21 protein-coding genes are annotated in these 23,392 nt (G+C 69.3%); 8 read left to right on the top strand and 13 right to left on the bottom strand.

The annotated features are described in order from the left end of the window. Positions 1–2: 2 nt before the first annotated feature. From ACN28I_RS31940 to ACN28I_RS31960, 5 genes are all read left to right on the top strand, one after another. A complete protein-coding gene (locus tag ACN28I_RS31940; protein WP_420945683.1) occupies positions 3–788 on the top strand; it encodes an N-acetylmuramoyl-L-alanine amidase in 786 nt (261 codons plus the stop codon). A 144-nt stretch (positions 789–932) separates the two neighbouring features. Continuing rightward, entirely contained in the window at positions 933–1,880 is a 948-nt protein-coding gene (locus ACN28I_RS31945) for a hypothetical protein (protein WP_420945684.1), read from the top strand. A 77-nt stretch (positions 1,881–1,957) separates the two neighbouring features. After that, a complete protein-coding gene (locus ACN28I_RS31950; RefSeq protein ID WP_420948756.1) occupies positions 1,958–2,398 on the top strand; it encodes a type III secretion system chaperone in 441 nt (146 codons plus the stop codon). 45 nt (positions 2,399–2,443) lie between these two features. Next, complete coding sequence (locus tag ACN28I_RS31955; RefSeq protein ID WP_420945685.1) at positions 2,444–3,310, top strand: hypothetical protein; 867 nt, start codon at positions 2,444–2,446, stop codon at positions 3,308–3,310. Between the two features lie 12 nt (positions 3,311–3,322). Then, a complete protein-coding gene (locus tag ACN28I_RS31960; protein ID WP_420945686.1) occupies positions 3,323–4,447 on the top strand; it encodes a hypothetical protein in 1,125 nt (374 codons plus the stop codon). Here the strand turns inward: ACN28I_RS31960 and ACN28I_RS31965 are convergent. Beyond that, entirely contained in the window at positions 4,402–4,869 is a 468-nt protein-coding gene (locus ACN28I_RS31965) for a hypothetical protein (RefSeq protein WP_420945687.1), read from the bottom strand. The genes ACN28I_RS31960 and ACN28I_RS31965 overlap by 46 nt on opposite strands. 140 nt (positions 4,870–5,009) lie before the next feature. Here ACN28I_RS31965 and ACN28I_RS31970 point away from each other — a divergent pair, with 140 nt between their 5' ends. Next, entirely contained in the window at positions 5,010–6,638 is a 1,629-nt protein-coding gene (locus tag ACN28I_RS31970; protein ID WP_420945688.1) for a sigma 54-interacting transcriptional regulator, read from the top strand. A 15-nt stretch (positions 6,639–6,653) separates the two neighbouring features. Here ACN28I_RS31970 and ACN28I_RS31975 read toward each other — a convergent pair whose 3' ends face one another. Next, positions 6,654–7,592 (bottom strand): type VI immunity family protein, encoded by a 939-nt coding sequence (locus ACN28I_RS31975; RefSeq protein ID WP_420945689.1) that lies wholly within the window; start codon positions 7,590–7,592, stop codon positions 6,654–6,656. Next, positions 7,589–8,398 (bottom strand): hypothetical protein, encoded by an 810-nt coding sequence (locus ACN28I_RS31980; RefSeq protein WP_420945690.1) that lies wholly within the window; start codon positions 8,396–8,398, stop codon positions 7,589–7,591. The genes ACN28I_RS31975 and ACN28I_RS31980 overlap by 4 nt, the downstream gene beginning before the upstream one ends. A gap of 669 nt (positions 8,399–9,067) precedes the next feature. Here ACN28I_RS31980 and ACN28I_RS31985 point away from each other — a divergent pair. Then, a complete protein-coding gene (locus ACN28I_RS31985; protein ID WP_420945691.1) occupies positions 9,068–9,643 on the top strand; it encodes an endonuclease NucS domain-containing protein in 576 nt (191 codons plus the stop codon). Positions 9,644–9,654: 11 nt separating this feature from the next. Here the strand turns inward: ACN28I_RS31985 and ACN28I_RS31990 are convergent, their stop codons facing one another. From ACN28I_RS31990 to ACN28I_RS32035, 10 genes are all read right to left on the bottom strand, one after another. After that, on the bottom strand, positions 9,655–10,593 hold the full coding sequence (locus ACN28I_RS31990; protein ID WP_420945692.1) for a type VI immunity family protein: 939 nt from the start codon (positions 10,591–10,593) through the stop codon (positions 9,655–9,657). After that, positions 10,590–11,399: a hypothetical protein gene (locus ACN28I_RS31995; RefSeq protein WP_420945693.1), complete on the bottom strand. Its 810-nt coding sequence runs from the start codon at positions 11,397–11,399 to the stop codon at positions 10,590–10,592. The genes ACN28I_RS31990 and ACN28I_RS31995 overlap by 4 nt, the downstream gene beginning before the upstream one ends. Positions 11,400–11,454: 55 nt before the next feature. Continuing rightward, positions 11,455–12,567: a glycoside hydrolase family 3 N-terminal domain-containing protein gene (locus ACN28I_RS32000; protein WP_420945694.1), complete on the bottom strand. Its 1,113-nt coding sequence runs from the start codon at positions 12,565–12,567 to the stop codon at positions 11,455–11,457. 101 nt (positions 12,568–12,668) lie between these two features. Further along, entirely contained in the window at positions 12,669–13,079 is a 411-nt protein-coding gene (locus ACN28I_RS32005) for a VOC family protein (protein ID WP_420945695.1), read from the bottom strand. Between the two features lie 22 nt (positions 13,080–13,101). Beyond that, positions 13,102–13,305, bottom strand: coding sequence for a hypothetical protein (locus tag ACN28I_RS32010; protein WP_420945696.1), 204 nt, complete (start codon positions 13,303–13,305; stop codon positions 13,102–13,104). Positions 13,306–13,311: 6 nt separating this feature from the next. Beyond that, positions 13,312–13,980: a hypothetical protein gene (locus ACN28I_RS32015; RefSeq protein WP_420945697.1), complete on the bottom strand. Its 669-nt coding sequence runs from the start codon at positions 13,978–13,980 to the stop codon at positions 13,312–13,314. Beyond that, positions 13,980–16,235, bottom strand: coding sequence for a molybdopterin oxidoreductase family protein (locus ACN28I_RS32020; protein WP_420945698.1), 2,256 nt, complete (start codon positions 16,233–16,235; stop codon positions 13,980–13,982). The genes ACN28I_RS32015 and ACN28I_RS32020 overlap by 1 nt, the downstream gene beginning before the upstream one ends. 152 nt (positions 16,236–16,387) lie before the next feature. Next, positions 16,388–18,367 carry a serine hydrolase domain-containing protein gene (locus tag ACN28I_RS32025; RefSeq protein WP_420945699.1) on the bottom strand — a complete coding sequence of 660 codons (1,980 nt, stop codon included), beginning with the start codon at positions 18,365–18,367 and terminating at the stop codon, positions 16,388–16,390. Next, a complete protein-coding gene (locus ACN28I_RS32030) occupies positions 18,364–19,866 on the bottom strand; it encodes a GDSL-type esterase/lipase family protein (RefSeq protein WP_420945700.1) in 1,503 nt (500 codons plus the stop codon). The genes ACN28I_RS32025 and ACN28I_RS32030 overlap by 4 nt, the downstream gene beginning before the upstream one ends. 110 nt (positions 19,867–19,976) lie before the next feature. After that, positions 19,977–20,420, bottom strand: a complete 444-nt coding sequence (locus ACN28I_RS32035; RefSeq protein WP_420945701.1) for a hypothetical protein — start codon at positions 20,418–20,420, stop codon at positions 19,977–19,979. Positions 20,421–20,590: 170 nt separating this feature from the next. On the opposite strand from ACN28I_RS32035, the gene ACN28I_RS32040 reads away from it, so the two are divergent. Next, the gene (locus tag ACN28I_RS32040) at positions 20,591–23,320 is read left to right on the top strand and encodes a bifunctional acetate--CoA ligase family protein/GNAT family N-acetyltransferase (protein ID WP_420945702.1); all 2,730 of its coding nucleotides are present in this window, start codon (positions 20,591–20,593) and stop codon (positions 23,318–23,320) included. The last annotated feature ends 72 nt before the right edge of the window (positions 23,321–23,392 follow it).

Raw genomic sequence — 23,392 nt, forward strand, 5'->3', positions numbered from 1 at the left:
GCATGGCCACGTCGAATGCCACCCCCCTCGGCTCCTCTGGCAGCGTCTCCAGCCCACCCGGCGGCCCGGGGTTGCCCGAGGGCCTCCTGTCCGAGGGCAGCAAGGGCCCGGACGTGCAGCGGCTCCAGGCCGTGCTCATCCAGCTCGCGTACCTGAGCGGCAAGGCGGACGGGGACTTCGGGCCGAAGACGAAGCTGGCCCTCACGCGATTCCAGCGGGACTGGGGGCTCACCGCGGACGGCGAGTACGGGCCCCGGACACGCGCCGCGCTCCTCAAGGCCCTGGTGCCCGTGAAGAAGCCGCCCGTGGTGTCCAAGCCCTCGCGGAACCAGGAGTCCCGCCGGGGCGTGGCCATCGACGCCATCGTGCTGCACCACACCGCCACCAACAGCGCGCGGGTGGACCTGGCCACGCTGCGCTGGGTCCGCGGCTCCAACCGGGTGAGCGCGCACTACCTCGTGGGGCCCGATGGCACCGTGTACCAGCTCGTGCCGGACAGCCAGGTGGCGTGGCACGCCGGCCGCTCCTCGCTGCACGGCGAGACGGAGCCCAGCGTCAACGCGCGCTCCATCGGCATCGAAATCACCAACGACGGCACCGGCCTGACGCCCTTCACCGAGGCGCAGTACCTCGTGCTGGAGCAACTGGTGCCGTACCTGGCCCGGCGCTACCGGATACCGAAGAAGAACATCCTCGGGCACCGCGACGTGGCCCCGGGCCGCAAGACGGACCCCGCCGACAACTTCGACTGGTCCCGCATCCGCCGCGCCGTCGACGCGGTCCTCTGACGCGGAGCGCCACGAGCCCGGAGCCGTACCGGGCGTGTGGGGGCCCGCACGGGGGGAGCGGGGGAGGGGGGGCACGCAACTCGCGCCGCTGATCCGCGATAATCCCTCAACGGATTTTCCCGAGCCTTTCTGGCGGAGCCCCCCATGAGCATCATCGAGCGCGGCCGTAACCTCTTCAACACCGTGCGCACTGGCGCGCAGAACGCCGTCGAGAAGACCCAGCAGGTGGCGGGCAAGGTGACCAACACCGTGGTGGACACCACCCAGAAGGTGGGCCAGTTCGTCGACGGTTTCGAGGACAAGGCCTCGAACAAGGTCCGGTCGCTCAACAACCAGATTTTCGGGGGTTCGAAGCCGGACCGCGTGTTCGACGGGCACCTGGTGGGCGCCGGGGGCCAGACGTTCCCGCCGGGCACGCCGCTGAGCGACATCCCGGGCGTCACCCCGCGCAACAACCCCAACCCCACCGAGACGTTCATCTACGTCAACGGCATCCAGAACACGAAGGACCAGCAGTTCGGCAGCATGCAGGCGATCGCCGACCGGACCGGAGCCAAGGTCGTCGGCATCCACAACGCCACCGAGGGCATGGTGGCGGACCTCGCCCAGTGCGTGAAGGACAAGCTGGACAAGGGCCACAACCCGGCCGTGGACTCCATGGCGGACACCGTCTACGAGGAGCTGAAGGCGGGCCGCGGGGTGCACCTGTTCGCCCACAGCCAGGGCGCCCTGGTGACGAGCCGCGCCCTCACGGACGTGGCCAACCGGCTGCGCATCGAAGATGGGATGTCCAAGGCGGACGTGGAGAAGCTGCTGAGCAAGGTGAAGGTGGAGACCTTCGGTGGCGCCGCGGCGAACTTCCCGGACGGCCCCCAGTACGTGCACTACGTCAACAACAAGGACATCGTCCCCACGTGGTTCGGCCAGGGTAACGGCAAGGGCGCGGACGAGTGGGCGCGCGGTGGCGGCAAGGGCGCAGTCATCCACCGCTTCGAGCACGGCTCGGGCATCTCGGGCGCCCACGGGCTGGGCGATGCGTACCTGCCGCAGCGCGTGGACTTCGACAAGGCCCGCAGCGGCCAGTTCAACTGACGGAGTCCCGCGCCATGCTGCAGTGGATTCTGTCGGCCGTGGGAATGGCCCCGCCTCCGCCTCCGAGCGGGGGCGTGATGACGCGTGAGTCGGCGCGGGAGCTGTTGCGCTGGTACACGCGCTCGCAGGGCGCGGTGCTGAGCCCGGGCCTCAACGAGCAGGGCTTCGGCGGCATCACCGTGGGCCCGGCGCAGGTGTATTTCGAGTACCACGAGGACACGAAGACACTGGAGTGCAGCGCGCTCGTCTACCGCTTCAAGGAGCCGCCCAGGCCGGGAGTGCTGGAGGGCTTCCAGGCCGAGGCACGTGAGGGCACGGACACCGGCGGTGGCACCGTGGACTACGAGCGGGAGAACCGCGGCCTCTTCCTGAGCCGCGAGTACACGCAGGTGCCGGACGGCAACGGCTTCGCCAAGGACATGAAGCGGCTGGCGAAGGCGAGCCTCGTGTGGGGCGACGAGGTGTTGGACCGCGTGGCCTCGCGCGTCTTCCATCCCGAGGAGCTGGAGAAGCGCTGAGTCACGCCCATATCGGGCCCGCGGGCGGTTAGGCTGCCGGCCCCTATGCACTCCTTCTCTCTCGTCGTTCTCGTGGTGGTGGCGCTCGCGGATGGGAGCCCGGCTCCGGAGCCCCGGACGCAGGCGCCGGTGGCCGCACAGGGAGCCCAGGCTCCCGCCCCGTTGCCGGAGCCGCGCTGGGAGAAGCTGCCCGGGTGGCTGGGTTTCGCCACGGTGAAGCCCGACGCGAAGCCCAAGGCGTACTGGACGCCCATGCACCCGAAGGCCCAGGTGGTGCTCTTCACCGACGTGTGGAAGTCCGTGCCCGCGGGCACGAAGGTGCGGCTCGTCTCCTCGGCCGGGCCGAGCGAGGGCACCTACCTGGGCACCTCGGACGAGCTCTACGGGTGTGACGGGAACATCGCCACGTTCGCCGGCTTCGCCTCCGCCACGCCGCTGCCCGAGGGCCCCGTCTGGGTGCTGCCTCCCGGTGGCACCGAGGGGCTCACCTCCCTGCCGGTGAAGGAGGTGGCGGCGAACACGCTGGGCGCCCCGCTGCCCAAGGGCAAGACGGCGGCGAGCAAGGATGTGCGGGCCTACGAGGCCGGTGGACTCGGCTTCCTGCTGACGAAGACGGGCAAGCTGCGCGGGCAGCTCACCGTGCTCCTCGGGGGCAAGAAGGCCGGGACGAGTCCCATCAGCAAGGGCGACATGGCGGGCAGTGAGACGTCGCCGTTGAACCTCTACGACAAGGACGAGGTGGGCGTGCCGCGTCCGGAGGCGGCCTTCCAGTTGGGCAAGGAGGGGCCGGTGGTGGTGGTGCTCGGCATGCGCCGCTACGAGGGGCACGTCTTCAATGTGGCCGTGCGGCGCGGCGACAAGGCCGAGCTGCTCGCGCAGGACTCCGAGAGCCTCTACTTCTGCGCCTTCTGATAGGGAGGGGCCATGGCGCGCGCGCTCCCCAGGCCCTCTCGAGGTACCGCCCTCGTGGCCCTGCTCGTGCTGGGGCTGCTGGGCGGGCAGGCGCTGCTGGCCTCGCCGGGCGGGGACCTCTCCCATCATTATACGGACCACCTGCGGCACATGGCCGAGTCGCAGGCGCTCGTGGAGCGGGGCTTCGCCATCTACCGGCAGCCGTATGGCGAGGCCGCGCGCGGCCTGTTCCCCTGCCCCGAGCACGAGGGGTTGTTTCCCGAGCGCACCGCGCCGTACCCGCCGCTCGGGATGCTCCTGCACTGGCCGTTGGGCTGGCTGGAGCGCGCGGGGTTTCTCGCGCCCGCGACGGCGCACCGGCTGATGACGCTCCTGTGGCTCGCGGTGGCGCTGGCCGCCGGGGTCCTGGGCCTCGTCCTGCTCCGGCCGCACGGGCGGTGGGCCCTCGCTGGCGGGGCGCTGCTCCTGTGGCCCGGGCTCGTGGGCTCGGGCGCGAATGGCTTCTTCGATGTCGCCTACGTGCTCGCCGGCACCGCGGCGCTCCTGGCGCTCCGTGGGGAGAGGCCCGGCACCGCCGTGGTGCTGCTGGGCGTCTGCGCGGCGGTGCACTTCCGCGCGCTGGTGTTCGCTCCGGTGGGACTCTGGGCGCTGCTCGCGGCGTGGCGCGCCGGACGGGGCGGGGCGCTCGCGTCCGGGGTGGTGGCGGTGGGGCTCGTCCTCACCGCGGCGGCCAGCGCGGCGGCCCTCTCCGGCACGCTGGAGACGATTCCCGCCGACAACCCCGTGCACGTCTCGCATCTGCTGCGGGGCAAGTCCTCGCCGCCCGCCTTCATCCTCCTGGCGCTCGGGGTCTCGGGGTACCTGCTGCGCCACCGGTACCTGTGGGCGGCGCTCTGCGTGCTCTCGGGAGCGATCGTGGCCCTCATGGACCGCTCGCATGGCTACTGGCACGTGCTGCCGCTGGTGGTGCCCGCCCTGGTGCTCGCGGCCGAGCGGCCCGTCTCGGCGCCACCCGCCCCGCGCCTCTGGTGGGCGGCCTGGGGCTGGGCGCTCGTTGGAGCGCTGATCTCGTTCCGCTACCCGCTGACCCCCTACTGGCAGTGGCTGGTGGATGTGATGCGGGGCGACGTGGTGTGACTACAGGCCGCGCGCTCGAGGGCCTCTTCGAAGGGCCGCGGTTCGAGGTAGACGCGGATGAGCTCGCCGGTGCGGGAGAAGAACTTCACCACCTCGGCGGTGAAGTGCATGAACTTGCTGCGCGTGAGGATGCTCACGCTCTTGAGTGCAGGGCGGTAGGTGCTGAACCACCCGGTCCACGCCTCCTGCACGGGCAGGTTGGCGCCGGTGATCTCATCCATCTCGATGAACAGCTCGATGGGGGCGTAGCGGCTGATGTCCTCGCGCAGCTCGTCCATGGGCGCGGTGCCGAACTCGCCCTTGTCGTTCCCCACGATGCGCATGACCACCACGCCCGGGCGCGGCCGCTGGTAGGTGAAGCTGCACCGCTCGCTCGACAGCCGCACCGCGCCGCACTCCAACGTCTCCCGCTTGAACGACATCGCGTCCTCCTGGCCGCAGGGGAACATGGCAATCCCCGGGCCAGTCCTGGGGTCCAGGAAATCCGAGGGCTTGGGCGCGCGGGGGGCTGGACACCCCGGTCGAAACGAATGACCCTTCTTCCAAAATGAAAGGGTCGCCCATGCGAGCCAGGGACCTGCGCATCGAGACGTTGCTGGAGGTGGATCCTCGGGAGGGCGTGCGCTTCGCGGGCGAGCGGGCACTCATCCTGGACGCGGTGGCGATGGGGATGCTGCGCAAGCAGCTCGTGGAGATGCTGGGGCTCGCGGGGGCGCGGGCGGTGCTGACGCGCTTCGGCTTCGCCCACGGCTGGCGGATGGCGGAGGCGATGCGCGCCGGCTTCCAGTGGAGCAGCGACGCCGAGTGGCAGATGGCCGGGGGGCTCATCCACACCCTGCAGGGGCTGATCCGCATCCGGCTGGAGGACAGCGATCCCCTGGCGCCCCGGGGTGTCACCGTCGAGTACTCGTATGAAGCGGAGCAGCACCTGCTGCACCTGGGACGGGCGGCGGCGCCCTCGTGCTGGACGCAGTGTGGCTTCGCCAGCGGCTACATGAGCCGGTCGGCGGGGCGGCCCCTCTACGTGCTGGAGGACCGGTGCGTGGCGAGGGGGGACGCGGCCTGCCACTTCGCGGGCCGGACGCTGGAGGAGTGGGGGAGCCAGTTGGAGGAGCACCTGCCGTACTTCCAGGGGGAGGTGCTCGACGCCTCGCTGCACCAGGTGGCGAGTGCCCTCAAGCGCACGGAGCGCAGGCTGCGCGAGCGGACGCGGGCGCTGGAGCAGGTGGTGGGCGAGCCGGAGGGGCCAGGAGGGCTGGTGGCGCGCAGCCCGGGGATGAGGCGGGTGGTGGACCTGGCTCGGCGGGCGGCGAGGAGCGAGGCGACGGTGCTCGTGATTGGCGAGAGCGGCACGGGGAAGGAGCGCGTGGCGAGGCTGGTGCACGAGGAGTCGGCGCGAGCGGGAGGCCCGCTGGTGGCCATCAGCTGCGCGGCACTCACCGAGTCGCTGCTGGAGGCGGAGCTGTTCGGCCACGCGCGAGGGGCCTTCACGGGGGCGACACACGAGCGGGTGGGGCTGCTGGAGGCGGCGGCGGGCGGGACGCTCTTCCTGGACGAGATAGGCGAGATGCCGCCAGGCATGCAGGCGAAGCTGCTGCGGGCGCTGCAGGAGCGCGAGGTGAGGCGGGTGGGGGAGAACGCGAACCGGCCCATCGACGTGCGGGTGGTGGCGGCGACGAACCGGCCGCTGGCCGAGGAGGTGGCGGCGGGGCGCTTCCGCAAAGACTTGTACTACCGGCTGCGCGTGGTGGAGCTGACGGTGCCGCCGCTGCGGGAGCGGCGCGAGGACATCCTGCCGCTGGCGAGGGTGTTCCTGGTGGACGCGGCGAGACAGCAAGGGCGTCCGGCACCGGGGCTGGAGGCGGAGGTGGCGGATCAGCTCCAGCGCCACGACTGGCCGGGCAACGTGCGCGAGCTGCGCAACGCGATGGAGCGGGTGGTGGCGCTCTCGCGGGGCACTCGGGTGGAGCTGGAGGACCTGCCCGAGGACGTGCGGGCGGCGCTGCCGGTACCGGCGCTGACGGGAGAGGTGCGCACGCTGGAGGCGGTGGAGCGCGAGTACATTCAGGCGGTGCTCGCGCACAACGGAGGCAACCGGACGCGCACCGCGCAGGAACTGGGCATCGGCGCGACCACGCTGTACCGCAAGCTCAAGAGCTACGAGCGGGAGACACGCCGCCGGAAACGGTGAGGCCGTGGGTGGGGCTCAGGGACAGAAGCGGCGGATCCACCGGCGCATGTCCTCCCTGTCGTTGTTGAGGAAGAAGAACCAGTTGGAGCGCTCCTCGTGGAGGTGGGGCTCGAGCAGGTGGCCGAGGGCGAGGAGCTGGGGGGAAGGGCGCTCGTGCTGCTCGGTGTCGATGGCCTCGGGCCACTCACTCAGGGTGATGAGCACGCGCTCGCCCTCGAGGGGCGGCAGGGTATGAAAGGAGACCTCCGGGAAGGGGAGCCGCCGCCGCAGGACCTCGAGCCCACCGAGCCGGCCGAGCAGGGGCAGACCGAGGAAGGTGAGCCAGTAGGCGCCCCGGGCGTTGGTGCCGATGTTCTTGCTGGTTTCCCCGAGCTTGTAGATGTCCAGGCCCAGATAGTGATCGCGCAGGGCGCGGACGGTGTTGTGGGCCACGAACCACTGCCCGCTGGGCGCGACGAGGGCGAAGCTGGCATAGCCAAAACTGAAGGGCAGCTCGCGCGCGAGCTCGAGGGCCAGGGCGCGCACGTGGGCAGGGCCGTGCTCCACCATGTATTCGGTGGGCAGGGTGAATGCCACGGCGCAGGTGGTTTCCTGATCGTAGAACAACGGTGCGTCGAGCCAGAGTCCGTCGTATTCGAAGTTGTAGCCGCCCGTGTCGTCGCAGTGCTCCTCCAGATCGATTCCACACGCCGCTGGCCAGCGCCGATCGAGCATCTTCTCGCGGATATGTGCCCACCCCTTGTCATCGAGAGGTTGCCAGTCACCGTTCTCATCGGGGTACCAACTCAAGGCCTGGGGGGGAATGGCACGGCGGTATGTCTGCAAGGCCCGCCATACTGCGTGAGCCACCTCCCCGTGGGAGCGGTGCATGAAGAAACAGAGGACGATACCGTCACGGGCCACCAGACCGCCGTCTGCAGTGCGCACTCGAAGGATGGGCAGGTGCTCTTTCATCGGTGATATCCCTTTGGAGTGAGGAGCAGGACTTCTCCACCCAGTGCTCTTTTGTAGACCTGGCCTTGATTCGAGCCGTCATAGGCGCTCTCCCTTCCATAGTCCCTCCATCTTGGGCGATTGGATGGGGGGCAAGGGAACTTGAGGTCGATGATGATCGCGGCCTGGAGCAGGTTGTAGTCCGAGTGGAGGACGATGTCGGGCTTGATGCTGCCCCACAGGTCTTCGGGACATCGTCGTTCGATGAGCTGTTGCTCCTTCTCTCGGCTGATGGTCTCGAGGATGCGGCTGTGCGGGTAGTAGCGGTAGCGCTGCTCGATGCTGAAGGGCCTGGGCCAGAGCCGGGTGAGGACGTCGCGAGCGCAGGTGAGAGCAACGGTGTGCTTCTGCCTGCCCAGGAGCATGGCGCGGGTGATGGGCTCGGGGCAGCCGTCCACCTCCAGCTCCTCGCCGCACTCTTCCCGGGTAGGGGGGCGGTTGCCGAAGTGCGCGGAGTTGACCTGATGCTCGGCCATCCGGGCGCACTCCGCGAGGCGCTCCTGCAACTCGGCCACCTTGTCCTGGTTGTGGTGGTACACGGCCAGGACCACCGGCGTGGCCAGGACGAGCGTGGAGCCCACGGCCAGTGAGGTGGTGCCGGTGCCGCGCAAGACGCCCGCGTAGCGCACGCGGGCGGCCGACTCCGTGTCGAGCCGCAAGTCCCCGCGGGTGACGCAGGCGCCAAGCAGGAGGCTCGTCAGCAGCAGGCGCGCGAGCCGACAACAGACGCTATGGCGAGATGATGCCGGGTCCGAATTCTGTGCCATGGAGGTCAGGATTCTAGCAAGGTCCTGATATGGCGAGGAGACTCTTCGAGGGAGAGAGCAAGCACGAACGAGAGGACTGGAGCCATCTATGCCCCTGTCGAGAGACGCGCAGTACTTTGATAATTTGCCCGGTTCAGCGCGGAAAATTCTGTATGAGTCGATGAAGATAGTGATTGTCCGAGGGGCAGAAATCGGATGGTGCAAGTGGAACATTCCTAATGATAATCATCCCAAGCGGATGACATACGGATTTCCACGTGGCGCTCCCCGGGTATGGATGACCCTCTGCGATTGGGGGAATCGCTGGGCTTTGTGCCTCGCACTTGCTGGAGCGTGTTCTCGTCCTGCGGATGATGTTCCGATCGACGTCGCTTTCGAGTTGGCCTTCTACAAAAGCCCGAAGGATGTCAGATTGAACTTTCATCTTCGGCAGGAGCCAGATGGACGTATTCAGGTGCGCTGTAAGGGGGCTTTTTCTTTCCGAGGAGCCGTTAAGCATTCAGCGGGTGATTTTTTTCCCACCTCAAGAAACGTAAGAATTGGGGCGCCAGTAAGCGCATCGAGAGGTTTCGAGGGGGGAGACCGTACTTCCTGCTCTATGATTTGCCGAGTGCGGACTTGAGGACCTGTTGGGATGGTCTTTGGCCTACTCTCGAAGAGTTTGTAATCATGGTCGAGGACTTCAAGAGCGTATCGCAAGGAAAAAGCTTGAAGCATGTTCGTGAAGCGCTGGGGCGATTGCCTTCGGGTGGTTTTGAAAGGCTGTCTGATTTGGTTGTGATTCCAGATGTGTATGGGAAGGTAAAGCGGGAGCGAGAAATCGCGCGCAAGTATTCTGGAGGAGAGAGCCAGCGTCATGCCGATTTGAAGAACTATCTCGCGCGCCATCCGGAGCAGCTTGGTCTGGATGCCACCTCAAGGCTGACGGAGTACCGGTTCGCAACAGGAGACCGAGTCGATCTCCTTGTTCGAGACCGCAACGGCTGCGCGCATGCTGTCGAGGTCGAAATCGGCGGTGATGCGGAGAACTGGGTAGGGATGATGCAGGCGCTCAAGTACCGAGCGCTTCTATCACCGGCCTTCGCGCTTGCCGAGAATGCCTGCTATGGCATCCTCGCAGCACTCTCGATTTCGCGAGAGGCTCGCGAGCACTGCCAGCGCTTTGGCATTCGCGCGGTGCAGATCCCATTGTCCCGTGTGCAACGCAAGAACTACGAGCGGGAGACACGCCGGCGGAAGCGGTGAGCCCGTAGGGCTCAGGGACAGAAGCGGCGGATCCACCGGCGCATGTCCTCCCTGTCGTTGTTGAGGAAGAAGAACCAGTTGGAGCGCTCCTCGTGGAGGTGGGGCTCGAGCAGGTGGCCGAGGGCGAGGAGCTGGGGGGAGGGGCGCTCGTGTTGCGCGGTGTCGATGGCCTCGGGCCACTCACTCAGGGTGACGAGCACGCGCTCGCCCTCGAGGGGCGGCAAGGTTTGGAAGGAGACCTCCGGGAAGGGGAGTCGCCGCCGGAGGACCTCGAGTCCACCTAGCCGGCCGAGCAGGGGCAGACCGAGGAAGGTGAGCCAGTAGGCGCCCCGGGCGTTGGTGCCGATATTCTTGCTGGTCTCCCCGAGCTTGTAGATGTCCAGGCCAGGATAGCGGTCTCGCAGAGCGCGGACAGCGCGGTGGTCTGCGAACCACTGCCCCCTGGGGGCGACGAGGGCGAAGCTGGCATAGCCGAAGCTGAAGGGCAGCTCACTCGCGAGCTCGAGGGCCAGGGCGCGCACGTGGGCAGGGCCATGCTCCACCAAGTATTCGGTGGGTAGGGTGAAGGTCACAGCGCAGGTTGTGTCCCGGTGGTAGTACCACGGTGCGTCGCGCCAGAGTCCTTCGTATTCGAAGTTGTAGCCACCCGTGTCGTCGCAGTGCTCCTCCAGATCGACTCCACACGCCGCTGGCCAGCGCCGGTCGAGCATTTCCTCGCGGATATGCTCCCACGCCTTGTCATCGAGAGGTTGCCAATCTCCGTTGTCATCGGGGTACCAGTTCAGCGCCTGGGGGAGAATGGCGCGGCGGTATGTCTGCAAGGCCCGCCACACCGCGTGAGCTACCTCCCCGTGGGAGCGGTGCATGAAGAAACAGAGGACGATCCCGTCACGGCCCACCAGACCGCCGTCCGCAGTGCGTACTCGAAGGATGGGCAGGTGCTCTTTCATCTGAAGTATCCCCGTGGGGTGAGCAGCAGAATCTCTCCGTCCAGGGCTTCTTGGTAGATTTGGCCCTGAGTCGAGTTGGGATAGGCGCTCTTCGGGCCGTACTTCGTCCAATTTGGAGGGTTGGATGGGGGGCAAGGAAACTTGAGGTCGATGATGATCGCGGCCTGAAGGAGGTTGTAGTCCGAGTGGAGGACGATGTCGGGCTTGATGCTGCCCCACAGGTCAGGGGTACAACGCTGTTCGATGAGCTGTTGCTCCTTCTCGCGGCTGATGGTCTCGACAAGCTTGCTGGCCCGGTAGTAGCGGTAGCGCTGCTCGATGCTGAAGGGGGCGGGCCAGAGCCGGGTGAGGACGTCGCGAGCGCAGGCGAGGGCAACGGTGTGCTTCTGCCTTCCGAGGAGCATGGCCCGGGTGATGGGCTCGGGGCAGCCGTCCACCTCCAACTCTTCGCCGCACTCTTCCCGGGTGGGAGGGCGGTTGCCGAAGTGCGCGGAGTTGACCTGATGCTCGGCCATCCGGGCGCACTCCGCGAGGCGCTCCTGTAAATCGGCCACCTTGTCCCGATTGTGATTGAACACGGCCAGGACCACCGGCGTGGCCAGGACGAGCGTGGAGCCCACGGCCAAGGTGGTGGACGTGGAGCCCCGCAGGAGGCCCGCGTAACGCACGCGGGCGGCGGACTCCGTGTCGAGCCGCAAGTCCCCGCGGGTGACGCAGGCGCCGAGCAGGAGGCTCGTCAGCAGCAGGCGCGCGAGCCGCCAGGAGTTGCTCCGGCGGGGTGATGCCGGGTTCGGATTCAGTGCCATGGACGCAGGCACTTCAGCCCGAACCCTCATCGGGCTCAAGAATCCGGAGTGCTCGCTACATCCCGTCCAGCAGGCCCATCCGGTCCTTGATGCGCAGCACGCGCCGCACCGCCGCCTCCAACTGTTCGGCCCGCTTCGGGTCCGACTCTGCCAGCTTCGTCAGGATGCCGAAGTAGTCCAGGCCCCCGGACCAGTCCGGCGGCTCGGTGGTGAGGAGGAGATCATTGCCCGCGAGGAAGGCCCGGCGCACCACCTCCTCGCGCTCTGCGCCGATGCGCTCGGCGAGCGCGCGGATGGCTACGTCGTCGGTGACGGAGAGCCATCCGTTCTCGTGCGCCATGGCGACGAGCGCGGGCTCGAGGATGGCGGGCCCCGGTCCGAGCTTCGCGTAGACGATGTTCGACAGCATCACGCCGCCCAGGTACCGGTCCGCGGCGCGGAAGGCCGCCGCCTCCAGGCGCACGCGCTCCTCGTCCCAATCGGCGACGGCCTGCTCGTGGTCCGAGTCGGCCTCGAGGTCCCCATAGCCCGGGAAATGCTTTCCGATGGAGACGACGCCCGCCTTCGCCAGGCCGCGCGCGAAGGCGGTGGCCTTCTGCTTCACCACCTCGGGGTCGCCGGAGAACGCGCGCCCGTTGCGGAACATGTGGCCCTTGGGGGACACGTCGAACACGGGCGCGAGGTTCATGTTGAGCCCCACCTCGCGCATCGCCTTGCCGACGCGCACGCCCCACGCTTCCACCTCTGCGTCCGCCATGGCGGCCATCTCCCTCGCCGACGGGAGTTCCTTGAGCGAGGGGTGGGCCTTGAGCCGGTTGAAGCCGCCGCCCTCGATGTCCGCCGCGAAGAAGGGCGGAATGCGGGCGCGCTCGCTGGACGAGCGGATGCGCTCCTTCGCCGCGTCGAGCTTGCGGAGCGTCTTGCCCGCGAACAGCACCCCACCCACCTCCACGGGGTTCCCCTTGCCGAGCTGGGGGTAGGCGAGGAGTAGCTGCCCCACCTTCTCGCGCGGGGACAGGGATTGGAGGATGCGCTCCACGCGCGCCTCATCGGGGACGCGGGCGTGGAAGTCCTTGGGCTTGCCCGCCGGAGCCGGAGGGGCCGCACCGGCGGCGGTGGACAGCACGAGCGTCAGGACGATGAGGGATGAACGAAGCACGGCTCGCATGGGGGCGCAGTCTTCCATGGAGGTGTCCCGCTGGCCCGAACGGATTCAAGGGCGCTCGATGGCACGTCAGGTCGCGAGCAGAGCGGGCGGCCGGGCGCGGTTCAGGAGCCGACGATCTCGTCGTAGCCACGGCCCCGGAACTCGAGCAGGCAGAAGCCATTGCCGAAGGGGTCGGCGAGGTTGGCCATGCGTCCCCACTTCTGCTCCTGGATGTCGCGTTCGAGCGTGGCGCCCGCGGCCCGGGCCCGCTGGACGGCGGCGTCGAGGTCCGTGACGGTGAAGTCCAGGTGGACGGGGGTCCAGTGGCGGCGGTAGTCGCGCACGGAGGAGGCACCGGGACTGGAGGGGCTCCCCGCCGGCCTGGCGAGCAGGTCGACGGGGGACGAGGCCCCGAGCAACTCGGCCCAATCGGAGCCCAGTCGGCGCCCGAGCTTCAACCCGAGGGTCTGCGTGTAGAACGCGATGGCCTTGTCCAGGTCCTCGACATCGATGCAGGCACGCAGCTCGATCATGGTCCCAACATCTCAGTGGCGCTCACAACGCACCACCGCGGCGCAGCTCGCGCACCACGGCAAACACATACAGCGTGAGGGACACCGTGAGCAGCAGGCTCCCCAGCATGTAGAGCCCCACGAAGCTCGCGCGGACGCCGAAGAGGATGGGCAGCATCATCAGCAGGCCCACCAGGGTGAGGAGGACGGCAGCTCGAATCAGCTTGTCGGACGAGGGCACGTTCATGAGTCCTCACTGGACGGCGGCGCGGGTGGGTGCACGGCTCGGGCGGGACGGGTGCGGCAGTCCGTGGCAGGTGAAGCAGTTCATCTCGTCGTTCGCGAGCTGCTTGCCCAACGCCCGGTGGCTCTCCACCCGGGTGAAGGTTGGCGCGGTGGCGTGGCAGGCCAGGCAGTTGGAGTTGGGATAGGAGCCCTTGTACGTGATGGGCTCCTTCCACGTGTCCGTCACGTACAGCAGCCAGTGGCGGAAACCGTCGCGCTTGGACTCCACGGTGCCGAAGATGCCGTAGCCCGTGTGGCACGCGTAGCACTGCTTGGCCGGAATGGCGCCCGACCGGTAGTGCCGCGCCGCCAGCGTGGCGCTCTCCGGGTTGTGCATGTCCGCCACGAAGGGGTCCATCACGTGGCAGGACTGGCAGGCCTCTACCTCCTTCATGGACTCGAACATGTGCCCCGTGGTGCCCAGCAGCGCCACGCCCGGCAGCACGAAGAGGCCCAGCAGCAGCGTCCACCGGTACGTCGAGCGCGCCATCCTCGACTTGAAGACGAACTCCACCAGCACCAGCCCCACCACCGCCACGACGATGCACACCAGGGCCACGGCCTCCAGGGTGCCGCCCAATGTGGCGCCGTGAGGGGGCTCGGGTGCGGCCATCGCCAACACGTTCCAGGCGCGCATCACGTGCCCTCCTTCACGCGCTCCACCCGCACCGCCGCCATCTTGTACTCGGGCTGTGCGGAGATGGGGTCCACGTAGTCACTCGTCGCCGCGTTCACCAGGCTCTTCATCGAGTGCATGAGCGCGAACACCACACCGGGCCTCACCCGCATGCTCGGCTTCGCCTGCAACCGCACCGAGCCGCGTGCGCTCGTCACCTGCACCCAGTCCCCCTCCTTCACGCCCATCACCGCCGCGTCCCCGGGGTGCATCTCCAGGTAGTCCATGTCGACGCCCTGCAACTGGGGAATCCGTCCCGTGAGGGTCGCGGTGTGCCAGTGCTCCAGCCGGCGCCCGGTGGTGAGAATCATCGGGTAGTCGCCCGTGAGCGCCTCCCGGAAGGGGCCCTGCTCGGAGAGGTAGACGATGGCGCGCCCGTCCGGCCGCGCGTAGAAGTCGATGCGCCCTTCCTTCTTCGCCAGGGGGTCCTTCCCCGGCACGTAGCGGTGGCAGGTGCCCGGATGGTCCTCGCTGGGGCATGGCCATACCAGCCCTGGCAGCGCCTTCAGCCGCGCGTAGGTGATGCCGGTGAAGTCGTAGGTGCTGCCGGCGGAGATCTTCCGCCACTCGTCCCAGACGGCCTCGGGCGTGCGGGCCTTCAGCAGCTCGCCGTGGCCGAGCCGGTCGCCGAAGGCCACGAGAATGTCCAGGTCCGAGCGCGCCTCGCCCGGCGGTTCCACCAACTTCTCCACAAGGTGGTAGCGGCGCTCGGACTGCGAGAAGACGCCCTCCTTCTCCGCCCACATGGCCGCCGGGAGGAAGACGTCGGCGAGCTGCGCGGTGTCGGTGGGGAAGATGGAATCGCAGACGACGAGGAAGGCCTTCTCCATGCCCACGCGGTAGCGGTCCGCGTTGGGCAGCGAGCGCGCCGGGTTGGTGCCCATCACCAGCGTCGCGCGCACCTTGCCCTCACGCATGGCCTCGAACATCGGCACCGCGGACAGGCCCGGGTTGGGCGAGATGCGGCCCTCGGGCAGGCCCCACAACTTCTCCATCTCGTGTCTGTCCTTCTCCTTGGACACGAGCCGTCCTGCGGGCAGGGCGTGTGACAGCGTGCCGGTGTCGCGCACGCCGCCGCCCGCATTGGGCTGGCCCGTCAGGGAGAAGGGCGAGGCCCCGGGGCGGCCGATCTGCCCGGTGAGCAGGTGCAGCGCCATCATCATCCGGTTGGCCGCCACGCCGTGCGTCTGCTGGTTGAGCCCCATCGTCCAGAAGCTCGTCACCGCCTGGGAGATGCCCCACAGGCGAGCGGCCTCGCGGATCTCCGCCGAGGACAGGCCGCACAGGTCCGCCACCTTCTCCGGCGCGTAGTCCTCGAGGAACTTCTGGAAGTCCTCCAGCGTCAGCGGCGGCGCATCGGCCGCGCCCTTGCGGAAGGTGACGAAGTTGTCGATGAAGGAGCGGTCCACGAGCTGGGTGCGCAGCAGCTCGTAGGACATGGCGTTGAGCAGTGCCACGTCCGTGCCGGGCCGTATCTGCAGGTGCAGCGTGGCGTCGCGGGCGGTGGGCGTGCGCCTCGGGTCCACCACGATGACGCGCGTCTGGGGCGCGGTGCGGATGCGATCGCGCACGCGCTCCCAGACGACGGGGTGGCACTCGGCCATGTTGGCGCCGATGACGAAGAAGGTCGTGGCGTGCTCGATGTCGTCGTAGCAGCCCGAGGGCTCGTCCGCGCCGAATACGGACTTGTAGCCGAACGCCGCCGAGGCCATGCACAGGCGCGGGTTGCCATCGACGTTGTTCGTCCCGATGCCGCCCTTGAAGAGCTTGTTGGCGGTGTAGCTCTCCTGGGTGAAGAGCTGCCCCGAGCCGTAGTAGGCCACCGCGTCCGGCCCGCCCTGGGCGATGGCCTCGCGGAAGCCGGCGGCCGCCGCGTCGAGCGCCTCGTCCCAGGACACGCGCACGAGCTGCCCGTTCTTGCGCACCATGGGGTACTGCGCCCGGTCCGAGACGTAGAGGATCTCGCGGTTGAGCAGGCCCTTGATGCACAGCCGGCCGCGGTTCCACCCTTCCTGGAGGCCCTCGACCTTCACGACCTTGCCGCCGCGCAGGCCCACCCGCGTCTCGCAGCCCGAGCCGCAGAAGCGGCACACGCTCTTGTGCCAGGAGTCCACCGGGATGGCCTCCTCGCGCGTCCAGCCGATGCACCCGGGCCCCACCAGTCCTGCTCCAGCCACGCCGAAGTAGTGGAGCAGCTCCCGCCGCGTCATGCTCATGCCGTCCCTCCCAAGGGCCCGGCATCACAGCCCAGGCCCGGACGGCATCGAGCACGCATGTGCTTCAGAAATCGTGGAGCTGTCCGCTCAGCGACGGCTCGCGCCCTGGTTCGGGCCTCGGATGCCAGACGGTGAACGGTGCCACGGAGGGGTCAGCCCCCCTGCTCGGAGGCGCGCTCCTCGGGCTGCTGTGGCGGGGGAGGGCGGGAGGCCGGCAGGAGTCCGGCGTCATCGGGCACGGGGCTGCTGCCATCCGTCGCACGACGCGGCGCGGTGGCGGCGGGCATCTCCAGCGGCCCCTGTGTCCCGGGGGTCTGCACCTTGGCGAGCGCCTCGCGCGCCGAAGCGGACTGCGGATGCAGGGCCACGGTCCGCTCCAGCCAGCGGAGCTGTTCCTGCTTCTTGCCGCGCTTGGCGAGCAGGCCCGCGACGCGGAGCATCTCGTCCACGTAGTCCGGGTGCAGCGAGGTGTTGGCAGTGGCCGTTTCCAACGCGGGCCAGAGCGTCTCGGGGTCCTTCACCTCGTCCAGCCGGACGCGCCGCAGCTCGGACACCTGCGCGCGCTTCCAGACTTCTTCGAAGTGGCGCGCGTCCTTCTGGAGCGTCTCGCTGAAGCGCAGCGGGGCGGGGCAGGGCACCTGCTCGCAGGCGGCGAGGTAGTCGGTGAAGAAGGCGAGCGGTCCACGCGCGGGGTACTCGCGGAGCTTCTCGGGCCCCAGCGTCTTCTCCAGCGTCCAGGCCATGTGCGCGCCCACGCGGATGAGCAGCGAGCCCTCGCGGGGGTGGTGGGCGGCGCGCACGCGCAGCAGCGCGGCCTGCGGGTCCTGGGCGATGCTGGTGCGGTCGAGCAGCGCGGACATCCGGGTGAAGGCGTCGTTCACATCGCCCGGCTCGGGGAGCGCGCCGGGGCCTCGGGTGGCCCACAGGTGGTAGGAGAGCCCGTAGGTGAAGAGGCGGGCGAGCCCCTCGTGCACCACGCCGTCCACCGGGTCCACCAGGTGCGCGTCGCGGCGGACGAGCCCGTCCTCCAGCAGCGTCTCGATGATGCGGGTGGAGATGCGCCGCTGCCGCTTCGCCTCGCCCTCCAGGTTGCTGGCGAGCGCGATGACGACGTCCTCGGCGGGCAGCATCACCAGCAGCGACGTGGTCTCCGGCTGGCCTCCGGCGTGGGCCACCATGTAGTGGCCGCGCAGCGGGTAGGTGGCGAAGCCCATGCCGTAGTCGGTGAGCTGGCCCTCGCGGGTGCTCATGGAGGCCTGCATCATTCGCGCGGTCTCCGCGGGCACCAGCTTGTGCTGGAGGATGGCCTGGCCGAAGGCGAGCAGGTCCTCCACCGAGGCGCGGGTGCCGCCGCCGGCGAAGCGGCTGGAGACATCGAGGAAGTGCGAGGGGACGAGCTGTCCCTTCTGGAGGCGGTAGCCCACGGCGTGGTGCTTGTCGCGGGTGCGCGGGTCATCCAGCGCGGCGTGGCGCATGCCGGCGGGGCCGAAGACGTGGGACTTCAGGTAGCGGCCGTAGCCGCGGCCCGAGGCCTTCTCCACGGCGGCGCCGAGCAGGTTGTAGCCCCACGTGGTGTAGACGAATTTCGTGCCGGGCTCGGCGGCCAGGGGCTTGTCGGCGAAGAGGGCGAGCGCGCCCGCGGTGTCCAGGGACTGGGTGTTCTCCGCGGCCTCGGGCCCGTCGTAGTGGGGCACGCCCCCGAGATGGCCGAGGAGCTGGCGCACGGTGAACTGCCACGGCTTCTCGGGGTACCGGGGCACCCAGGAGCGGACGTCCGTGTCGAGCTCGAGCTTGCCCTCCTGGACGAGCTGCAGGACGGCCACGGCGGTGAAGGACTTGGTGATGGACGCCATCCGGTACGTCGTCCGGGGCGTGGCGGGCAACTTGTGGGCGATGTCCCGCAGGCCGTAGCCCCGCACCCAGCGCATGCCGCCGTGGAGCACGCCCACCGAGAGCCCGGCGTGGGGCCCCTTGGCGAGCTCGGCGCGCACGAGCGCATCCAGCGCGCGTTGCACCTCGGGGGGGAAGGGCTTGTCCTTCTTCCGGGCCGCGGCGGAAGTGGCCGTGCGGGCCGGGGCCGGGAGCGGCGCGGTGAGGCAGAAGAGGAGAAGGGCGCAGAGGAGCGCTCTCACCGCGTCTCCTCGGAGGCCTGGAGCGTCGGGGCGAGGGCGGCCTGGCGGCGCGGGTCACCCGACTCCACCCAGGAGCGCAGCAGCGCATCGGTGATGAGCTGGCCGAGGATGTCGAGCCCGTGGCTGCGCGGGTGGACGAGGTCGTCGTGGACGAGCCCGGCCTGGACGAAGCGGGCCAGCGAGCCGGAGCCACCCATGGCGGAGAAGATGTCGAAGAAGGCGCAGCCCTCGGCGAGGGCGATCTGCCGCTCGATGGAGATGACCTCGTCGAGGTAGGGCCGCTGTTTGAGCTTGTGGGGCCCGTTGCCGCCGCGCACGGCGTCGATGGGGCCCACCACGAGGCACGCGCTGTCGGGAGCGGCGGCGCGCGAGCGGCGGACGAAGGAGCGCAGACCCTCCTCGACCTCGGCGAGATTGGAGCGGCCCCACTCGAGGCGTTTGGCCTCGTTGCCACCGAGGATGAAGAGGAGCAGGCGGGGCGAGCGCTCGGCGAGCTGGGCGCGGAAGATGTCCTCGCGGGCGCGCAGGAAGAGGTTGGCGTCGGCGGAGGGCACCCCGAGGGTGTCGAGCACGATGCCGGGACGCTGGTGCTGCAGCACGACGCCGAGCACCACGGCGCCGCGGCCCTCGGCCACCACTTCCAGGTAGCGGGCGCCCTCGGGGATGTCGAAGGAGAGGGCCTGGGCCTGGCCGGAGCCCTGGGGCTCGGCGCGGGCGAGCTCCTTGCCGTCGATGTGGATGGAGAGCTGGCCGGCGCGGGGCACGTCGAGCCACCACAGGGTGCCATGGGGCTCGCGATCCAGCGCGAAGCGGCTGCTGGCCTTCGCGGTGGTGGAGCGGTGGTAGACGCCGGTGATGCCGAAGGGGAGCTCGGCGAGCTTGACCTCGCCGATGGTGCGAGGCTCCCAGCCGCCGCGGGCGAAGCCGGCGCGGACGCGGGGCCCGTAATCGGCGAGGCGATCCACGGCGAGCACGCCGCGCCCGCCGTCACCGAAGGTGGCCCCGAGCTCCTCGCGGATGACGTCCACGATGCGGTCACCGGCGATCAGCGAGTTGCCGAACGCGGAGATGACGGTGGGAGAGGCGGCCTCGCGGGAGGAGAGGGCGTCGAGGGACTCGAAGAAGGGGGTGAGCGCGGTGCGCGAGCAGGTGGCGCCGGAGGGGGCGACGCACGGGTCCTCCAGCCGGGGCTCCTGGACGCCGAGCCTCTTGCCGAGTTGATGCAGCTTGAGGGCGCGGGGCGAGGGAGGAGGCAGCGCGCGGTGGATGGCGGGAGCGGCGGCGGAAGGGGCCGGGGCGGCCTGAGCGGGAGCGGAGGCCTGGGCGACCCGGAGCGGCTTGTCGGGAGAGGCCGCCGAACGCGAGGCACGCGGAGCGCGGGCCTTCCTGGGAACCTGGGGGGCCGAGCCAAAGGGCCAGGATGCCCACAGGAAGGCACCGAGGAGGAAGGGAACGAGGAGGACGACCGCCCACCGCCAGCCACGAGAAGCTTGGAACATGCGGCGGGGAACTCTAGACGAAAGACTCCCACCGAGACAGGAACCGGCCGCGAAGCCATGGGACGTAGCAGCCTGTCGCTCGCCCGCTCACTCGCTCACCGGAGCCCGGCTCAGGGAAGCGCCTTGTCCTCGCGCCGCAGCACCTCCCCCTCCACCACGGTGGTGCCATCGGGAGACACGGGGTGGCCGAGGATGGCCACGAGCTTGCGATGGGCCTCTTCCAGCCGGCGGTGCAGGGTGTTGAAGGTCTGCTGGGCGGTGCTGGGCATGTCCTCGGTGTAGGTGAAGTACCAGCGCAGCGCGTCGAGACACTCGTAGAAGTGGTCCACGACGGACTGCTCGAGCACGGGCAGGTGGACGAGCTCGTGGAAGGTGGCCGAGGCGTAGCGGGTGGAGAGGGTGCTGAGCATGGGCTCGCGGCTGCGCAGGCGGGAGAAGAGGACGAACATCTCGGCGCGGCGGGCCTCGAGCCTGCGCATGATGTTGGCGGCGTCGAGGGCGATCAGATTGCGGACGCGGACGGTGGCCTCATCGGCCTGTTTGCGGCGAGCCATGGAGGGAGAGCCTACCGCCAGGAAGGCCGCGAGCGCAGCCGGGCACCTGTTCCACATCCGCCACACCCCGAGGTTCCAGCGGTCCCCACTGCCGTCCAGGCAACGCCCTGGGCGCCCGTGACACGGTTGCGGTTGAACCGGGGCGGCCCGGGCGCTGAAAACGGGCCCCTATGGCCCAGTCGACCCGAGCGCCGCCGAACGAACCCTCGTACGACCTGCTGCACCTGCGAGGCCGTCATCCGCTCGATGCCCTCTTCAATCCGCACAGCGTGGCGGTGGTGGGCGCGAGCGAGCGGCAGGGGAGCGTGGGGCGCACCATCCTCTGGAACCTCATCAGCAGCCCCTTCGGGGGCACCGTCTACCCCATCAATCCCAACCGGAAGAACGTGCTGGGCATCCGCGCGTGGCCCTCGCTCGAGGCGCTGCCCGAGCCGGTGGACCTGGCCGTCATCGTGACCCCGGCCAGCACGGTGCCCGGGGTGATGCGCGAGTGCGCGAAGACGGGCGTGCGCGGCGTCATCATCATCTCCGCGGGCTTCAAGGAAGTGGGCCCCGAGGGCGTGGCGCTGGAGCAGGAAGTCCTCCGGATTGCCCGGGAGGCGCGCATCCGGATCATCGGCCCCAACTGCCTGGGGGTGATGCGGCCGACGACGGGACTCAACGCCACCTTCGCGGGAGACATGGCGAGGCCGGGCAACGTGGCCTTCGTCAGCCAGAGTGGCGCGCTGCTCACGGCCATCCTCGACTGGAGCCTGCGCGAGGCGGTGGGCTTCAGCGCCTTCGTGTCCATGGGCTCGATGCTGGACGTGGGGTGGGGCGACATCATCGACTACCTCGGCAATGACCCACGCACGCGCAGCATCCTGCTCTACATGGAGTCCATCGGGGACGCGCGGGCCTTCCTGTCGGCGGCGCGCGAGGTGGCGCTGCACAAGCCCATCATCGTCATCAAGGCGGGACGGACGGCGCAGGCGGCGGCGGCGGCGGCCTCGCACACGGGCACGTTGGTGGGCAGCGACGAGGTGTTGAGCGCGGCCTTCCGGCGCACGGGCGTGCTGCGCGTGGACTCCATCGCGGACCTCTTCTACATGGCCAAGGTGCTGGCCAGGCAGCCGCGTCCCAACGGCCGGCGGCTCACCATCCTCACCAACGCGGGAGGCCCGGGCGTGCTGGCCACGGACTCGCTGGTGATGGGGGGCGGCGAGCTGGCGAAGCTCTCGGACAAGACGATGGCGGAGCTGAACGGCTTCCTGCCATCGGCGTGGAGCCACGGCAACCCGGTGGACATCCTCGGCGACGCGACACCCGAGCGCTACGCGAAGGCGCTGGAGGTGACGGGCGCGGACAAGAACAGCGATGGCCTGCTCGTCATCCTCACGCCGCAGGACATGACCGAGCCCACGCAGACGGCGGACCGGCTGCGGCCCTACGCGAAGCTGGGCAAGCCGGTGATCGCGAGTTGGATGGGAGGCTCGGACGTGGCGGCGGGCGAGCGCATCCTCAACGACGCGGGGATTCCGACGTTCGGCTACCCGGACACGGCGGCGCGCATCTTCAATTACATGTGGCGCTACACGTACAACCTGGCGGGCCTGTACGAGACGCCGGTGCTGGCGGAGGAGCCGCCGGGGCGGGAGGAGGCGGAGCGGCTCATCCGCGAGGCGCGAGCGGCGGGTCGCACGCTGCTGACGGAGTACGAGTCCAAGCGGCTGCTGGAGGCGTACGGCATTCCCACGGTGGAGACGCGGCTGGCCACGACGGTGGACGAGGCGGTGCGCGAGGCGGAGTCGCTGGGCTACCCGGTGGTGCTCAAGCTGCACTCGCATCGCATCACGCACAAGTCGGACGTGGGCGGGGTGAAGCTGCACCTGGGAACGGCGGAGGCGGTGCGCGAGGCCTATGCGGCCATCCGCGGGAAGCTGGAGGTGCTGGGGCAGGCGGACGGGTTCGACGGGGTGACGGTGCAGCCCATGGTGAAGCTGGAGGGCTACGAGCTGATCATGGGGAGCAGCCTGGATGCGCAGTTCGGGCCGGTGCTGCTGTTCGGGGCGGGCGGCACGCTGGTGGAGGTGTTCAAGGACCGGGCGCTGGGCCTGCCGCCGCTGAACACGACGCTGGCGGGGCGGCTGATGGAGCAGACGCGCATCCACGAGGCGTTGAAGGGAGTGCGCGGGCGCGAGCCGGTGAACCTGGGGGCACTGCGCAAGCTGATGGTGCGCTTCAGCCACCTGGTGGTGGAGCAGCGCTTCATCCGGGAGGTGGACATCAACCCGCTGCTGGCGTCGGCGGAGCGGCTGGTGGCGCTGGATGCGCGGGTGGTGTTGCACGGCCCGGAGGTGAAGGAAGAGGAGCTGCCGCGGCTGGCCATCCTCCCGTACCCGGTGAAGTACGTGGAGCGCTGGAAGATGAAGGAGGGGGAGGAGGTGGTCATCCGGCCCATCCGGCCCGAGGACGAGCCGAGGATGGTGGAGTTCCACAAGACGCTGTCGGAGCAGACGGTGTTCTTGAGGTACGCGGGGATGATGAAGCTGGACCAGCGGGTGGCGCACGAGCGGCTGGCGCGCATCTGCTTCAACGACTACGCGCGGGAGCTGGCACTGGTGGTGGAGCGGGGGAATGGAGGCGAGCTGCTCGCGGTGGGGCGCCTGACGAGGCTGCCGGGGACGGAGGACGCCGAGTTCGCGATGCTCATCAGTGACGCGGTGCAGCGGCAGGGGTTGGGGACGGAGCTGCTGCGCCGGCTGGTGGAGGTGGGCCGGGACTGGGGGCTGCAGCGGATCGTCGCGGACATCCTCTCGGGCAACGGGGCGATGCAGCGCATCTGCCGCACACTTGGCTTCCAAATCATCCAGTCCGGGGATGTGGGCGACAACGTGGTGAAGGCGGTGAAGGTGCTCTGAGGCGGGGAGCCCCTGGGGCTGGGGTTGCCTGGGGGTGTGTGGAGTCGCGGGGAGGAGTCGGGCTAGAAACCC

This window comes from Archangium gephyra, from assembly GCF_049060025.1.
GTDB classification, from domain to species: Bacteria; Myxococcota; Myxococcia; order Myxococcales; family Myxococcaceae; genus Archangium; species Archangium gephyra_A.

Excerpts from the sequence above, each read along its gene's own strand:
- ACN28I_RS31940 (WP_420945683.1), top strand. The coding sequence starts at position 3 with ATGGCCACGTCGAATGCCACCCCCCTCGGCTCCTCTGGCAGCGTCTCC.
- ACN28I_RS31945 (WP_420945684.1), top strand. The coding sequence starts at position 933 with ATGAGCATCATCGAGCGCGGCCGTAACCTCTTCAACACCGTGCGCACT.
- ACN28I_RS31950 (WP_420948756.1), top strand. The coding sequence starts at position 1,958 with ATGACGCGTGAGTCGGCGCGGGAGCTGTTGCGCTGGTACACGCGCTCG.
- ACN28I_RS31955 (WP_420945685.1), top strand. The coding sequence starts at position 2,444 with ATGCACTCCTTCTCTCTCGTCGTTCTCGTGGTGGTGGCGCTCGCGGAT.
- ACN28I_RS31960 (WP_420945686.1), top strand. The coding sequence starts at position 3,323 with ATGGCGCGCGCGCTCCCCAGGCCCTCTCGAGGTACCGCCCTCGTGGCC.
- ACN28I_RS31965 (WP_420945687.1), bottom strand. The coding sequence starts at position 4,869 with ATGTCGTTCAAGCGGGAGACGTTGGAGTGCGGCGCGGTGCGGCTGTCG.
- ACN28I_RS31970 (WP_420945688.1), top strand. The coding sequence starts at position 5,010 with ATGCGAGCCAGGGACCTGCGCATCGAGACGTTGCTGGAGGTGGATCCT.
- ACN28I_RS31975 (WP_420945689.1), bottom strand. The coding sequence starts at position 7,592 with ATGAAAGAGCACCTGCCCATCCTTCGAGTGCGCACTGCAGACGGCGGT.
- ACN28I_RS31980 (WP_420945690.1), bottom strand. The coding sequence starts at position 8,398 with ATGGCACAGAATTCGGACCCGGCATCATCTCGCCATAGCGTCTGTTGT.
- ACN28I_RS31985 (WP_420945691.1), top strand. The coding sequence starts at position 9,068 with ATGGTCGAGGACTTCAAGAGCGTATCGCAAGGAAAAAGCTTGAAGCAT.
- ACN28I_RS31990 (WP_420945692.1), bottom strand. The coding sequence starts at position 10,593 with ATGAAAGAGCACCTGCCCATCCTTCGAGTACGCACTGCGGACGGCGGT.
- ACN28I_RS31995 (WP_420945693.1), bottom strand. The coding sequence starts at position 11,399 with ATGGCACTGAATCCGAACCCGGCATCACCCCGCCGGAGCAACTCCTGG.
- ACN28I_RS32000 (WP_420945694.1), bottom strand. The coding sequence starts at position 12,567 with ATGCGAGCCGTGCTTCGTTCATCCCTCATCGTCCTGACGCTCGTGCTG.
- ACN28I_RS32005 (WP_420945695.1), bottom strand. The coding sequence starts at position 13,079 with ATGATCGAGCTGCGTGCCTGCATCGATGTCGAGGACCTGGACAAGGCC.
- ACN28I_RS32010 (WP_420945696.1), bottom strand. The coding sequence starts at position 13,305 with ATGAACGTGCCCTCGTCCGACAAGCTGATTCGAGCTGCCGTCCTCCTC.
- ACN28I_RS32015 (WP_420945697.1), bottom strand. The coding sequence starts at position 13,980 with ATGCGCGCCTGGAACGTGTTGGCGATGGCCGCACCCGAGCCCCCTCAC.
- ACN28I_RS32020 (WP_420945698.1), bottom strand. The coding sequence starts at position 16,235 with ATGAGCATGACGCGGCGGGAGCTGCTCCACTACTTCGGCGTGGCTGGA.
- ACN28I_RS32030 (WP_420945700.1), bottom strand. The coding sequence starts at position 19,866 with ATGTTCCAAGCTTCTCGTGGCTGGCGGTGGGCGGTCGTCCTCCTCGTT.
- ACN28I_RS32035 (WP_420945701.1), bottom strand. The coding sequence starts at position 20,420 with ATGGCTCGCCGCAAACAGGCCGATGAGGCCACCGTCCGCGTCCGCAAT.
- ACN28I_RS32040 (WP_420945702.1), top strand. The coding sequence starts at position 20,591 with ATGGCCCAGTCGACCCGAGCGCCGCCGAACGAACCCTCGTACGACCTG.